11 protein-coding genes are annotated in these 13673 nt (G+C 70.0%); 4 read left to right on the forward strand and 7 right to left on the reverse strand.

Annotated elements, in window-relative coordinates:
- Positions 1–50: 50 nt before the first annotated feature.
- Entirely contained in the window at positions 51–284 is a 234-nt protein-coding gene (locus tag AC16DP_RS19430; protein WP_329727461.1) for a hypothetical protein, read from the forward strand.
- Positions 285–326: 42 nt separating this feature from the next.
- Positions 327–500, forward strand: a complete 174-nt coding sequence (locus AC16DP_RS19435) for a hypothetical protein (protein WP_329727460.1) — start codon at positions 327–329, stop codon at positions 498–500.
- A 10-nt stretch (positions 501–510) separates the two neighbouring features.
- On the opposite strand, the gene AC16DP_RS19440 is transcribed toward AC16DP_RS19435, so the two are convergent.
- The 7 genes from AC16DP_RS19440 to AC16DP_RS19470 all read right to left on the reverse strand — a co-directional run bounded on the left by AC16DP_RS19440 (position 511) and on the right by AC16DP_RS19470 (position 11203).
- Positions 511–837: a hypothetical protein gene (locus tag AC16DP_RS19440; protein WP_329727459.1), complete on the reverse strand. Its 327-nt coding sequence runs from the start codon at positions 835–837 to the stop codon at positions 511–513.
- A 541-nt stretch (positions 838–1378) separates the two neighbouring features.
- On the reverse strand, positions 1379–1591 hold the full coding sequence (locus AC16DP_RS19445; protein ID WP_329727458.1) for a hypothetical protein: 213 nt from the start codon (positions 1589–1591) through the stop codon (positions 1379–1381).
- 88 nt (positions 1592–1679) lie between these two features.
- On the reverse strand, positions 1680–3644 hold the full coding sequence (locus tag AC16DP_RS19450) for a DUF4185 domain-containing protein (protein WP_483956816.1): 1965 nt from the start codon (positions 3642–3644) through the stop codon (positions 1680–1682).
- A gap of 196 nt (positions 3645–3840) precedes the next feature.
- Entirely contained in the window at positions 3841–4362 is a 522-nt protein-coding gene (locus tag AC16DP_RS19455; RefSeq protein ID WP_329727457.1) for a hypothetical protein, read from the reverse strand.
- Positions 4359–5627, reverse strand: a complete 1269-nt coding sequence (locus AC16DP_RS19460) for an AAA family ATPase (RefSeq protein WP_329727456.1) — start codon at positions 5625–5627, stop codon at positions 4359–4361. The genes AC16DP_RS19455 and AC16DP_RS19460 overlap by 4 nt, the downstream gene beginning before the upstream one ends.
- Positions 5628–5795: 168 nt before the next feature.
- A complete protein-coding gene (locus AC16DP_RS19465) occupies positions 5796–8132 on the reverse strand; it encodes an alpha-2-macroglobulin family protein (RefSeq protein WP_329727455.1) in 2337 nt (778 codons plus the stop codon).
- Complete coding sequence (locus AC16DP_RS19470) at positions 8129–11203, reverse strand: MG2 domain-containing protein (RefSeq protein ID WP_329727454.1); 3075 nt, start codon at positions 11201–11203, stop codon at positions 8129–8131. The genes AC16DP_RS19465 and AC16DP_RS19470 overlap by 4 nt, the downstream gene beginning before the upstream one ends.
- A gap of 152 nt (positions 11204–11355) precedes the next feature.
- On the opposite strand from AC16DP_RS19470, the gene AC16DP_RS19475 reads away from it, so the two are divergent.
- Positions 11356–13230, forward strand: a complete 1875-nt coding sequence (locus tag AC16DP_RS19475) for an alginate lyase family protein (protein ID WP_483956817.1) — start codon at positions 11356–11358, stop codon at positions 13228–13230.
- 83 nt (positions 13231–13313) lie between these two features.
- Complete coding sequence (locus AC16DP_RS19480; RefSeq protein WP_329727452.1) at positions 13314–13670, forward strand: YciI family protein; 357 nt, start codon at positions 13314–13316, stop codon at positions 13668–13670.
- Positions 13671–13673 lie beyond the last annotated feature (3 nt).

Consider the following 13673-nt stretch of genomic DNA (forward strand, 5'->3'; position numbering starts at 1 on the left):
GACCGTTCCAAGAGAGGCCCGGCCCGATCCCAGGCCCCGGGAGGCCGAACATGCTGCATCTCCGCGCACTGCACGCATTCCTGTGGTCGCTCTTCATCACTCCGGCGCTGGCGCTCGCCCAGCCGCCGGCCGAGCCCATCGAGCCCTACGAGGTCTACGACTCCACCCGCTGGGGTCTGGGCTGGCTCTGGCTCACGGTGCTCGCGGTCATCATCGTCGCGTTGGTGGCGTGGGGTCTGTCTCGAGACCGGACGCATCAGGGTCCGCCAGTGCCCCAGGGATGAATAGTCTTGAATCAGACCTCGAAGACAGACCAGGAGACGGTCATGGGACAAGGCAGCGGTGGAGGCAAGGGCAGTGGACAGGGCAGCAGCCAGGGCGGAGGCCAGAGTGGTAGCGGCCAGAGTGGTAGCGGCCAGAGTGGTAACAACCCCAACTGGCCGAGCACCACGGGCAACCCCTCCGGAGGCGGCCGAGGGAACGCGCCCCCGAAGAAGTAGTCCGTGACACCTACTGGTGCGCGGGAGAGCCCTCGGAGCCAGAGCCGGAGCCAAGGAGTGCATAGGGCAGGCGGACGAGCACACGGCCGATCCCGCGCACCACGACACGCCGCGCCTCCGCGTCCAGGTAGAGCTGCACACAGCAGCCCTGCGCGTAGAAGCGCAGTCCCTGCTCGTCCTGATAGGCGAGTTGCTTCCATCTGGCGTCATCCAGCGGCCAGTGCGCCGCAAGCTCCGCGATCCGCGCGAGCATCAGGTGGATGGTCGCGCACGTGCGCTCGGGCAACTCCTCCATCAAGGCGAACAGATGATCCGGCAGCTCAATGGCATAAGGCATTCCCTGAGGGTGGGAACCGCCCGTGTGCCCAAGTACTGTACTGGAGGCCGTTGACGCCCTCCGCGAGTGCCCATCCTGGCCTGCTCCCTCCCTCCCCTGTCAGTCCACCGCCATTCCTCCGCTTCAGGTTTTGACCTGAATCACGGCCGGGCCTGAGCCGCGCGTGCGGCCTCCCACGTGGGCCGGAGCGCCGTGGCAACCGCGGCCACCACCTCCCGCATCTTCCGCGCGTTGCGCGACAGGTGCGCGCCATGGGTCTCTCGAAGTAGTTCGAGGGCTGCGCCCGAGCCGTCGCGTCGTCCTCGGGAATGGGGAGCGTGCCGTGGTGGTACGAGGCCGTCATGGGCTGGAAGGGCTCGGCGCCCCGGCCCAGTTCGATGACGATGCACTTCACCGAGGCCGCGTCGCAGAACGCGCGGAAGCGCCGCAGGTCCGCCTCGGAGCGCGCGGCGACGGTGATGTGCGCCTCGAAGGCGCCTCCCTGGCTCTCGGTCTTGAACGGGTTCCCGGTGACGATCGAGCCAGACACGGCGGCACCTCTCTACGGCTGCGGCGCCTCGGGGCGCCAGTTCCACACGGCGGCCCTCCCTGTGTTCTCCGGCAGGAGGCTGCCATCCACCTTCTCCGGCCGTACATACCTGGTGAGGAACTCCACCCTGACAGCCTCGCCCTCCCGCCGCTCCACCCGCCAGACGGCCCCCTCCACCGGGTCCACGGCCCCATGGAAGCCGCCCGCCTGGAGCCGCTCCATCACCGCTGGGATACGGAAATCAGGAGCGGGACGGGGTTCCACCGGTGCGAGGGTAGCACCGATGCCGGGCCGCTCCGTCAACGCGAGCCGGTCAGTTCCGGGTCAGGCTGAAGTCATCCACCTGCATCCAGGTGTCGCTGGTGGCCCAGAGTCCCGCGAACAGCTCGACGCTGTGGTTCGCGCCGGAATTGAACTGGACCGTCACCTGGGTATAGCCAGACAGGGGTTGGGTCAGGTGGGTCTCGCTCAGGATGGGCCCACCGTTCAGCATCCGCGCGCCGAAATAGCCATCGTTGAAGTTGCCGGACGTCTTGAGCCACGCCCTCAGCGTGTAGAGCGTGTTCGGGACCACGGAGACCTCCTGCTTGAGGGCATTCCAGCCGGTGGTATTCCTCACCCAGCCGTTGTTCGCTCCCGTCCTGGCGTATCCGAGGTTGCGATCGATTCCCGCGTTGCCGTCGGCATACCAGGGTGAGGTCGCGCTCGAGGACGCCTGCTGCTCGAAGCCGGCATGGCCCACGAGGTTGGGGCCGCGGGTGAGGCTGACGTCATCGAGCTGCACCCAGGTGTCACCGTTCGCCCACATACCGCCGTACACCTCGAGCACCGAGTGGGGACCGGAGTTGAAGGACACGGTGAGCTGCGTGTAGCCCGTCAACGCGCCGAACGGAGTCTCTCCCACGATGGGGCCAGTGTTCACGCCCCTCGCCCCGAAGTAGCCCGCCGTGTTGTTGGCGGAGGTGCGCACCCAGCCTCGCAGCGTGTAGTCGGTGTAGGGCTGGACGGCAACGCTCTGTTTGAGGGCATTCCAGCCGCTGCTGGCGCGCACGTAGCCCGCGTCCTGCCCCGTCCGAGCGGTGCCCAGGTTGCGGTCGATGCCTCCGTTGCCCTGCACGTACCAGGGCGTCATCACGGGCGTGGCCGCCTGCGTCTCGAAGCCGGGCTCGGAGAGGAGGTTGTCGCCGAACGCATCGCTCGCCAGCGTGGTCCTCATCAGGAAGGTGTTGTACGGCGTCCACTGGGACATGACGAAGTACAGGTCAGTGCCACTGGTGGACCAGGGGTGGATGAACGCGTTGTAGAGGCCCGGGTAATCCGTCGCGCTCGCGAGCACCTTCTCCCCGCTCCACGGCCCCGTCAGCGTCGCCGAGTCCCGCATCACCACGGCCTGACGGTTCTCGTTCAGGTACGTCATGATGAACCGGCCGAAGTAGGAGTGGTAGGCCACCGAGAGCTCGCCCGCGCCCCCCATCGTCACGGGCACCGCCGCGCTCTGGGAGGCCGACCAGCCATTGCCATCCCAGTACCGGTAGTCATTGATGTTCAGCAGCGCGGTCTCGGGCACGCGGGCCAGGTACACGTTCCCGAAACGGCCATTCGGCGTCGCGTACAGGTAGACGAAGCCCCCGTTCTTGACGAAGGCGGCCATCTGGAAGTTGTTCGTCCAGGTGCTGGTGTTCTGCCACCGCGCACTCGGGTGTTTGAGCCAGTTCTGCCCGTTGTCGTCCGAGTACGCGATGCCGGCGTAGTTGGTGGACCACCTGCCCGCCTCGCCCCAGTTGTTGACGGACATGTAGTGGATGTAATGCCGCGCCCCCACGGTGACGCCCGCCGTCGGGATGACCGTGATCTCATCGAAGTTGATCTTCTTCGAGGGCAGGATCTCCTTCGCATGCCAGGAGTAGTCCTGGATCATCGTGGAGAAGGACAGGCCGTCCGACAGGGTCTTGTCGGCGGACCTCGCCAGCACGTTGCTGCGCCAGCCGCCTCCGCACCCGCCGTTCCCACACCAGCCATTGCCGAAGGTGTCACCAAACAGGACGAAGATCTCTCCGCCCCCCTTGTCCCACATGATGCCGAGGTCCGTTCCCATGACCTCGTAGTTCGTATGCGTTTGATTGGGATTGGGGAGGCTCTCTCCCGCCGGAGTCGCTCCCGTCACCCGTGAAACCCTCGTCACACTCGCTGGCGTGACCGCTTCGGCCGGGCTCGCATGAACGGCGGCTCCCAGGGCCAGCGTGAAGGCACACGACTTCCGCATCCACCCGTGATTCATGTCCGTCAACCTCCGTGCTTCATGACCCAGACTTAAACGAGAAAAACTTGTAGCACGTTATTTTCCAAGAAAACGTGCTTCTCATCGTCTGGGGAACACGGGCGGGGTTACCTACGTCCTCGTGAAACCGGGGGCGCGCACCGCCCAGGTGGCCGGGGGCACGTGGAAGACCCGTTCCAGACGGGCCATCAGCTCTTCAGAGCCGGCTCCTGTTCCGGCGCGGAACGAGCGGTGGAGGGGGCGGTGGCGACAGAGCCTTGAGGCCCTGGTCTCCCGTGAGCAATTCGACGTGGAACCCCCTGTCCGCGTAGAAATGAGCCACGTCCCGAATGGTAGCGTCGGCCAATGAGAGGCCCTGGGCCGCGAGCGAAGGCCACTGTCCGGCGAGCTGGCGAAGCTGAGCAGGACTCCAGAGAACGGACTGCTCGGCGAAGGCGGCATAGTGCTCCGTGCCATCCACCGCATGAAGCAGGATCTCACAGAGCTTCTGGCCCAGTTCGAAACGGTTCCCCGCGTTCTGGGCGATGTGGTTACCCGTCTCGATGATGCTCGCCAGGGGCAACACGAGCGTGGCGCCTGCCTCCAGATGCTGCTGGAAGAATGCGTCCACTCGGGTTTTGTCCCAGCGGTCCTCGTCAGGACCACACGTCTCCCGACCCGGGACTGAGAGCCAGATGCAGAGGATGGAGGTGTCGATGACGAGCACCGTCCGGCTCATGTCCTGGGCTCCTCTGCTTCGCGAGCCAGGCTCTGCTCCAACAATCCCTGCGCGGTCGTCCGCCCCAGCGGCGCCACCGCCAGCAGCCGTGGCAGCTCGCGCAAATCCTGGATGGGAGTGAGCAGGCTGGCTCCCGTCTTCGGGTCACGATGCGCGGCGATGACGAAGGGCAACATGTCCGCACCGAGCGCATCCAGGAGCGCGACGTTGTGCGTGGTGACGAGCACATCGATGCCACGCTCCGTCGCCACCTTCTTCAGCATCTCCAGAAGGAGCCGGGCCCGCGACGGGTGAAGACCATTGTCCACCTCCTCGATGACGAGAAGGCTCCCCCGCGGGCGGAGCATCAGTGCGGTCAGGATGGCTACGAAGCGCAAGGTGCCATCGGACATGCTCCGCGCGTCGATCTCCAGGGGCTCCTGGTCGGGAACCCAGCTCTCGCGACAGTAGAGCATCGCGTCCTTCTTGAACTTGCCGACAGTCTCCGCCCATACGTGGAGCGCCTCCCGCTCCGCGAGATGGGAGAGGTATTGCTCGAACGAGCGCCGAACCTGCTCGCGATCCGCATCGCCCAAAGCAGCAAGGACCCCCGCGACATTGGACCCATCGCTCAGAAGATTGCCCGCGAGCGGCACGTAGGAGCGCATGCGCGAGGGAGCGGGGTCGAGGATGAAAATGCCTCGGAGCGCATTGACGACGGCCTGGAGGCCCTGCCCAAGCGCCGCGCCCCCCAACGTACCACCCACGGCGAGTTGGCTGAGCGCAGAACTCGAGCGCTGGACGAGAACAACCACATGGGTGTCCTCATGCTTGATGAGGACAAGCTCCTCGAACATGGATACTCGAAGGTAAGGCTGCGTCACGAAGAGCCTTCCCTCGGACTGCGCGCTGCCCGCGGTGCTCTGCCGCCGAACATGGAGAGACTCATCCATCAAGACGGGATGAGATTCCTCCATGCCGACGGTCAGGCTGTAGCGATACTCAGTCCCCGCCTCGGGTCCCTCGACGAGCACGTCCAGCGTGAACCGCTTGGTCCCGATACGTGCCGCCCACTCCGTTCCGCCTCGCACCGCTGAAATCTTCGGGTCACCGCCCAGCGCCGTGGCGAAGTCCATCCCCCGCGCGCTCCGATGAAGGAACTCGAGCGCATCGAGCGCATTGGACTTACCGCTCGCGTTGAGCCCGATGACCACGGTCAGAGGGTCGATGAAGAGCGAGGCTGACTGGAAGCTCTTCCAGTCAGTGAGCTTGACTTCCTTGAGCATGGTCATCTGAAGGTAGCAGGACGAGTACCCGAGTTCAGGTGAATACGGGCCGGGCAAGACCCTCACCCCAGCCCTCTCCCAAAGGGAGAGGGGGCAGACACGGTGGCAACCCGGGGAGCTCGATACCCTCACCCCGTCCCTCTCCCGGAGGGAGAGGGGAAATCGGGCTCACCGCACCGCCCAGGTGGCCGGAGGCACGTGGAAGACCAGGTCCGGCCGGTCCACCGGTGTCAGGCTCGAAGCGCCCGCCTGCAGTGAGCCCGCCAGCGTGGGCACCACCCGGAAGCGCGCACTGAAGGGCTCGGCCGCGCCTCGGGGCGGCAGGGTGAGGCTCACCGCCCCATCCTCCACCTCGTAGGACGTCACCTTGCCCTCGTTCACCAGCGCATCCAGGCTCGCCCGGTCCACCTGCACCCCCGCGGGCAATCCCTGGCGCAGAGTGAGCGCCATCCCCGCGGGCGAGGCCGCCTGCACCGTCACCTCGGCCGGCATCCCCACCTTCACCTCCGCCGGGCCCTTCACCGCGAGCTCCAGCCCGCGCCCCGTCTCGCTCGCACGCCACGGCACGTAGGCCCCCAGCGTCAGGGAGAAGCCCAGCCCCGGCACCGCCGGCTCCGCGCGCACCGCCCACGTGTGCTTGCCCGCCGAGCCCGTGGCCGCTCCCTCCAGCGCGAGCACCTCGCGCAGGGCCTTCGCGTCGAACGTGCCCTCCGTCACCACCTTGCCGTCCCGCTCCAGCACCACGCTCACCTGGGACGGCAGCGGCTCCTTGAAGAGCGCCAGCGCCGCCTTCAGGCCCACGAGGTTGGCACGCCCATCACCCCATCCGCGCTCGGGCCGGTAGTCCGCGAGCAGCGAGGTGCCCAGGTCCGCCAGGGGCGCCTCCTTGTCATCCACGAGCGCCAGCACCGCGAGCGCCGTGGCCTCCGTCTCCGAGGGAACCAGCCCATCCGCGCGCACCACGCCCGGGCCCACCGGCAGGAACGCGGAGCCGTCCGGCCGCTTCTGGAGGGCCTCCCGCACCTGCTTGCGCAGCGAGTCCCGCACCGAGCCGGACACGCCCCCGCTCGCCAGCACCGCCGCCGCCGTGTAGCCGTCCTGCACCCGCGTCACATAGCGCTCGAAGGCACCCGCCACGCGTGCGTCGAAGCCCGAGGCCCTCCGGCGTCCCGCGTCCGAGCCCGTCCCGGCACGCACCGCCCGGGCACAGTCCGCCGTGGCCACCAGCAGCCGCTGCAACGTCCACCCGTCCGCGCCCTGGCACGTCCCATCCGGCCGCTGGGCCGAGGCCACCTGTCCCGACAGGCGCTCGCCCAGCCGCGCCAGCACCGGGTTGTCCGGGTGCACCAGCGCCGCCTCCGCCAACAGCGACGCCGTGGCCACGTCCGGCGCACGGCCCGCCCGCAGCACCCGCTGCCCGGCCAGCGCCGCCATGCGCTTCAGCGACTCCTCATCCGCCGTGCCGCCCAGCGACTTCAGCAGCTCCGGCGCGCGGCCAGCGAGCAGCAGCGCGTAGGCATCCTCGGCCGCGCCCCCGCGTCCGAACGCCGCGTTCAGCTCCGAGCGCAGCACGCCCAGCGCCCCCGGGAAGACGAGCAACCGCACCCGCTCGCTGCCGGCCACCGCGCTCTCGGGGCCCACCAGCTCCAGGGTGCGCGGCGCGGCCAGGGTGCCTCCGCGCGTCTCCACCACCGGCCGGCCCGTGGGCCACACGTCGAAGGTGCGCACCACCGAGTCCGTGCCTCCCAGCGAGGCCCGCAGCGTCACCGGCCCCGGCTGCGCCGTCCGCACCGTCACGTACTCCACCACGCTGCCCGCCGCCGGAACCGTCACCGTGCGCGAGCCGCCCTCTACCGCCGCGCCCTGCGCCTCCACCTTCAGCGGGCGCGTCACCGGCGAGCCCGTCGTGTTCACCACCTGCACCGGCACGCGCACCACGTCGCCCGCGCGCAGGAAGGGCGGCAACACCGGATCCACATAGGTGGGCAGCGTGCCCGCGAAGCTGCTCACCGCCCCGGCCTGCGCTCCCGAGCGCGAGTGCGCCAGCGCCAGCACCCGCCAGTTCGTCAGCCGGTCCGGCACCTTCACCGGCACCGTGGCGGAGCCGGACGCATCCGTCACCACCAGCGGCTCGAAGAGGAACGTCTCGGGGAACCAGGCCCGCCCCGGCGTGGCCGGCGCCTCGGGCTCGGACGCGGGCAGCGGCGGCGCGCCCGGCGCCTCGGCCTTCTTCATCGCGAAATCCTTCCCGCCTCCTCCCTTGCCGCCCCCGACCACCCGGCCCACGGACTGGGCGGGAGGGGGTGCCATCGGCGCCGCCGCCTCCTCCATCTCGTCCGCTTCATTCTGGCCGAAGGTCTGGAGGCTCTTCTTCGCGAGCATCCGGTCATCGCCCGCCAATGCGGCCGCGGAAGGGGCCTCGTAGCGCGCCAGGCCCCGCACGCACGTGTTCAGCGCGAAGCCCGCGACGAGGCACACCCCACCCAATACGAAGTAGCGCTTCATGGCGCCTCCCGGGCGACCCACGCGCCCCAGTTCTCGACGTCCTCGGGCAGCCGCGTGCCGTTCACCACCACCGCCCTCGGGTCGGTGAGGGCCAGCAGCTCCGGCGGCAGCCGCGACAGCTTCAACCGGCGGCCGTAGGCGTCCGTCACCGCCTCGCCGCGCTTCTCACAGGCCTCGAGCGCCTTCTCCCACAGCTTCGCCATCCCCGCCGGAGAGAGCGTCTCGCCCTGGGGCGCCGACTCCTCCCAGGCGCGCGCCTGCACCGTCAGCTCCGACAGCACCCGGTAGAAGGGCTCGGTCAGCTCCACGTCCGGCTCGAAGGGAGTGGACACCTGGAGCGACAGCCGCCGCTCACCGTCCTCCCGCTTCGGCACGCCCGACACCCGCAGCAGCGTGGCCGCGGCCGCGTTGGCCCCCCGGATGCGGCCCATGGCGAGCGCCGTCCCGTCCAGCACGTCGAAGGCCGGCGAGGCCACCGTGGGCGCCGGGCGCATGCCGTCCAGCGCCCCCGTCCCCGGCAGCGGCACCAGCTGAGACAGGCTCTCGTCCACGCCGAAGAGGCCCACCGCCGCCGGGCCGTCCTTGCCGTCCACCCGCGTGTGCACCTGGAGGTGCGCCAGCTCGCCGGGCGCGTAGGCCGTCTTGTCCGGCGCCACCTCGAGCGCCAGCTGCGCGCGCGGCGCCACGTACACCCGCGCCACCGCACCCGCCCAGCTCGCCTCGGCCCAGCCCTCGAAGTCCTCGGGCAGCCGGAAGCGCGCCGCCTTGTTCTCCACCTTCGCCTTCAGCTCCTTCTCCCCGGCCATGAGGAGGAGCTCCTCGGGCAGCTTCCCGTTGAAGTCCGGGCCGCGCAGCAGCTCGATGCGCACCTCGTCCCCCACCCGCGCCAGCACCGGCGTGGCCCGCAAACGCGCGGGCGGCAACCCCGCCGGGTGCACCACCCACTTCGTCGAGCCCAGCTCCTCCTTGCCCGCCTTCGCGCTCACCACCAGCTCGTAGCCGAGCAGCGTCGTCTCCTGGGCCACCTCTTCGTCGGAGCCGCTCCCCGCGGGCTCGGCGGTGAAGCGCACCACGCCCATGGCACTCCCGGGCTCGGTGCTCAGCACCAACCGGGAGAAGCGGGACTGGATGCAGGACAGGTGGGCGGAGGGCAGCATGTCCTCCTCCCGCGGCAGGGACGACCAGCCCACCTCCACCTCGCGCTGCTTCGGGCGGGTGCGCCAGGTGAGCACGGCCGGCAGCGCCGCGGACAGCGACAGGTTCGCGGGCAGGCACTCGCGCGCATCGAGCGCCGCGGCGTGCAGCGCCTCCTCCAACTCCTCGCTGGCACCGGCGACGTCGAGCACCTCGAACGTGAGCGAGGGCAGGCCCGGGTCGAGCACCGCCAGGGTGAGCCCCAGCATCCGCTCACGGCCGGGCGGCAGCGAGCGCCCACGCACCACCGAGGCGAGGCAGGAGCCCAGCGGCGAGCCATCCGGCACCACGTCCACCACCGAGCCCCCCGCGGCCACGCGCACGCCCAGCGTCACCTGGGTGGTACCCGCGTCGGGAGACACGAAGCGCGCACAGGGGCGCAGGGACTCCAGCCACCGCTCCAGGGCGAGCTGGTCCTCCAGCGCGGGCGAGCCGTCCTGCGAGAGGAGCTCCCGCACCGAGCCCAACCGCACCGGAGGCGGCGGAGGCGGGCGGCGCACCGGCATGGCGGGAAGGAGGACGTTGACGGGCGGGCCCGGGTCGAGCTGGAAGGAGGCCACGCCGTCCTCGTCCGTCACCGCGCGCACGCCCTCGTCCCGCGGGTCCCACGCGCGCTTCACGGTGAGCTCCGCGCCGGGCAGCAGCCGGCCGTCCGCGGTGGTGGCGCGCAGGTAGACGCGGTTGCTGTAGCCATCCGCCAGCCCGTCCGACAGCTCCGTCACGGCCGACACGGCGAGCGCGTCCTCGGCGAGCAGCACGGAAGCACCGCCCTGCACCTGGTCTCCCGCGGGGTCCGTGGCGGACAGCCAAGCGGAGAGGGTCGCCTGGCCGCGCAGGTCATACGGCACGCGCGGCAGGGTGAGCCGGAAGCGTCCCGAGCCATCCGTGCGCGCCTTCCGGGGCAGCGCGTCCTTCGCCTTCGCGTCGAGCCACTCGAGGGGCGCGGGCCACCGGCCCGAGGCATTCCAGGAGACGTCCACGGCCGCGTCCGCCACCGGCGCGCCCGAGCTGTAGACGACGCGGCCCTCGACGACGGGGGACTCGCCCACGCGCCAGAAGGGCCTGGTGCTGACGGCCTCCACGCGGAAGCGCGGCAGGGTGAAGGGCTTCACCTGGAAGGAGGCCTCGCCCGAGGCCTCTCCGCTCGTCCAGCGCGCCGTCCAGGTGCCGGTGGGCGCGCCGCGGTCGAGCGGGAAGTCCCCGGACACCACGCCCCACGGGCCCGCGGGCATGCGCTGCTCCAGCACCACCTCGCCGGAGGGGTCGGTGACGAACCACGTGCCCGGGCGTCCGTCGATGGGCGCGAGGTCCCTGGCGCGCAGCACCACCGCGCGGAAGCGGACCTGGTGGCCGGGCTCGTAGAGGGGCCGGTCGGTGAGGACGTGGACGCGGGCGGGAGCGTAGAGGGCCAGCGGCGCGTCCACGGTGCCGGTGCCGAGCGGCGTGGTGACGCGGGCGCGCAGCGTGTAGTCCCCATCCGGCAGTGCGGGCAGCTTCACCCGGGCGCTCAGGGCGAAGTCGGAGTCCCGCTGCTCCCAGCCCTTCTCGGGAGCGAGGGGAGACTCCTTGCCCCCGGCGTCCACGAGGAAGAGCGAGGCCTCCAGGCGCCGCACCGGGGCATTCAGCCGCACCCAGGCCTCCCCGGTGACGCCGTGGGCCTCGGCCGACACCTGGACGGTGCCCGTGGCCTCCCGGGCGAGCCCCTCGGCGCGCAGGCCCAGCGTCTGCCGGAAGTCTCCGTCCGGACAGCGGTACACCTTCACCCCCTGGAAGGCCCACGCGGACACGCACACGTCCGAGGTGGCCCACCTCACGAGCCCCACGGCGAGCACCGCGGCGATGCCGAGGGCGACCCGGCGATTGATACGGATGTTCATCAGCTCTCCCCAACCCGGCATCCTACGCCGATGGCCGTGGAATCCGCACGGGCAGGTGCCCGGACGCGCCTGCCGCCCAGGCCCGTGGGCGGAAACCACCACTGCCCCCGAGGGCGCATTGTCATCCACGCGCCACGATGAACCTTTGGCGCATGACACGCGCCTGGAGAGACCTCGCGGCCGTGGTGGTACTCCTGCTGGGGAGCACGGTCTGTCTGGCTTCCAGCCCATCGGCGAGCAGGCCCGGGCGGGAGGTCATGTACCGCTTCCTGGACGAAGGGGACCGGAAGAGCGCCGATCTCCTGCTGCTCAATCGCTGGCCGGTGACACGCTTTCCGGCCGTGGAGCTGCCCCCCTCGCCCACGTGGACGGAGAACCCCTTCAACGAGAAGTACTGGCGCTTCGAGTTCTACGGCCTGCGCCCCCTGCGCCACCTGGAGCGGGCCTGGCTCGACACCGGAGACGTCCGCTACCGGAACCGGCTCACCGCGGTGCTGGAGAGCTTCGTCGCGCACGGGCATGACTCCTCGTACGCCTGGGACAAACACACCACCGCCTTCCGGGGCATGTCGCTCGTCAACCTCTACGTGAAGCTGAAGTCGCGCGGAGCACTCACGCCCGCCCTGGAGCGCGGCTTGCGCGACCGCATCCTCGAGGTGGGCCATTTCCTCTTCGACCCGAGGAACTTCGAGTCCAATTACAACCATGGCCTCGCCCAGGCCGGAGCGCTGCTGCTCATCGCGGAGAACTTCCCGGAGCTCGCGCCCGCCTCCACCTGGCGCGCCACGGCCCTCACACGGCTGGATGGGCTGCTCGCGCGGGTGCTCGACGAGGACGGGGTGGAGGTGGAGCAATCACCCTTCTACCACTTCTATTTCCTGACGGGCTTCTGGGAGATCTACCGCTGGGCCCACGAGAACGGCATCGCGCTCTCCCCCACGGCGGAGTCCCGCATCCAGCAGATGCTCCGCTATGCCACGTACATCGTCCTGCCCGACGGAAACATCGCGATGCTGGGCACCAGCGTGATGCGCAACGTGCGCAAGTCCCAGGACACGCCCCGCTACGCGGAGATGGCCGCGCTGGACCCCTCCTTCGAGTACGTGCTCAGGGCCGGCCAGTCAGGCACACCGCCCACGCAGACCTCCATCCTCTTCCCCTCCTCGGGACAGGCGGTGCTGCGCTCCAGCTTCGGCACGGCGGCGGACTTCCTCCAGCAGACGCACGTGACGTTCGACGTGGGCCCCTACCGCACCAGCCACAGCCACCTGGATGCGCTCGCGTTGCAGCTCTACTCGGCGGGCAAGACGCTGCTGCCGGACTCGGGGCACTTCTCCCCCGAGCCCGGACCCGACTTCGACTACTTCCACGGCACCCGGGCCCACAACACCGTGGTGGTGGACGAGCGGGACCAGCGCGAGGGCTCGGCCCGGGCCGGGCTGACCACGAGCGCGGGCGGCTGGGCCTACCAGTCGGGCGCGCACGAGCTCTACGACGGCGTCCTGCACCGGCGCGCGGTGCTGTTGCTGAGGAAGGACCTGGTGCTCATCGTGGATGACCTGAGCAGCGCCACCCCCCACCTCTACGAGCAGACCTGGCACCTGCTGCCCGGCGCGGAGCTCCAGGTGGAGGGCCTGCGGGCGAAGGCCATCGAGAGCGGCTCGGGCCGGACGCTGCTCTCCGTGCACCAGTTGCTGCCCACTCCCGGCCTGGGGCTCCGCTGGCGCCGGGGAAGCACCACGCCCATGGATGGGTGGTACTCCGAGCGCTTCGAGAGCAAGGTCCCCAACTACGCACTGCGCTACCGGCGCACGGCGGCGCGGGCGCTGTACGTCACCGTGCTGGCCTCGGGCGAGCTGGCCAGCCTGCCCCTGCAAGGCGAGGTGCAGGGCAGCACCCGGAAGCTGCGGACCACGGTGTGCCTGTCCTGGGGCGAGGGCTATCTCGTCACCCTCGAGGACCTCACGGGCCCGGCGGAGCGGGTCACCGTGGAGCCGCTGCGTTCCTCCTGCCAGCTGTCCCGGTAGGCAAGCCCGGGCTTGACCGCGGGCCGGGGAGATGGTGTTTCCCCTCGGTCTCGCGGGCCGCTGAGCCCCGGAGGGAGCACGGGATGGCGTACATGCTGTTGATCATGGAGCCTGGAGAGCGGAAGCGGAAGCGGTCGCCCGAGCAGGGGCGTCGCGAGATGGAGCGGATGATGCGCTTCGGCGAGGACCTCAAGGCCCGTGGTTTGTTGAAGGCCAGCGACTCGCTCAAGCCGGATGCCGAGGGGGTGCGCATCGAGGTTCGCGGCGGCAAGCGCACCTTCAGCGATGGCCCGTTCACCGAATCCAAGGAGATCGTCGGGGGCTTCTTCCTCATCGATTGCAACACCCGCGAGGAAGCACTCGCCATCGCGAGCGACTGCCCCGCCGCCGAGTGGTCGACCGTCGAAGTGCGCGAGATCGGCCTCTGCTACGAGGGTTGAACC

The sequence above is a fragment of the Archangium sp. genome (assembly GCF_057119385.1).

Coding starts and splice junctions, on each gene's coding strand:
- AC16DP_RS19430 (WP_329727461.1), top strand. CDS start 51: ATGCTGCATCTCCGCGCACTGCACGCATTCCTGTGGTCGCTCTTCATC.
- AC16DP_RS19435 (WP_329727460.1), top strand. CDS start 327: ATGGGACAAGGCAGCGGTGGAGGCAAGGGCAGTGGACAGGGCAGCAGC.
- AC16DP_RS19440 (WP_329727459.1), bottom strand. CDS start 837: ATGCCTTATGCCATTGAGCTGCCGGATCATCTGTTCGCCTTGATGGAG.
- AC16DP_RS19450 (WP_483956816.1), bottom strand. CDS start 3,644: ATGAATCACGGGTGGATGCGGAAGTCGTGTGCCTTCACGCTGGCCCTG.
- AC16DP_RS19455 (WP_329727457.1), bottom strand. CDS start 4,362: ATGAGCCGGACGGTGCTCGTCATCGACACCTCCATCCTCTGCATCTGG.
- AC16DP_RS19460 (WP_329727456.1), bottom strand. CDS start 5,627: ATGCTCAAGGAAGTCAAGCTCACTGACTGGAAGAGCTTCCAGTCAGCC.
- AC16DP_RS19465 (WP_329727455.1), bottom strand. CDS start 8,132: ATGAAGCGCTACTTCGTATTGGGTGGGGTGTGCCTCGTCGCGGGCTTC.
- AC16DP_RS19470 (WP_329727454.1), bottom strand. CDS start 11,203: ATGAACATCCGTATCAATCGCCGGGTCGCCCTCGGCATCGCCGCGGTG.
- AC16DP_RS19475 (WP_483956817.1), top strand. CDS start 11,356: ATGACACGCGCCTGGAGAGACCTCGCGGCCGTGGTGGTACTCCTGCTG.
- AC16DP_RS19480 (WP_329727452.1), top strand. CDS start 13,314: ATGGCGTACATGCTGTTGATCATGGAGCCTGGAGAGCGGAAGCGGAAG.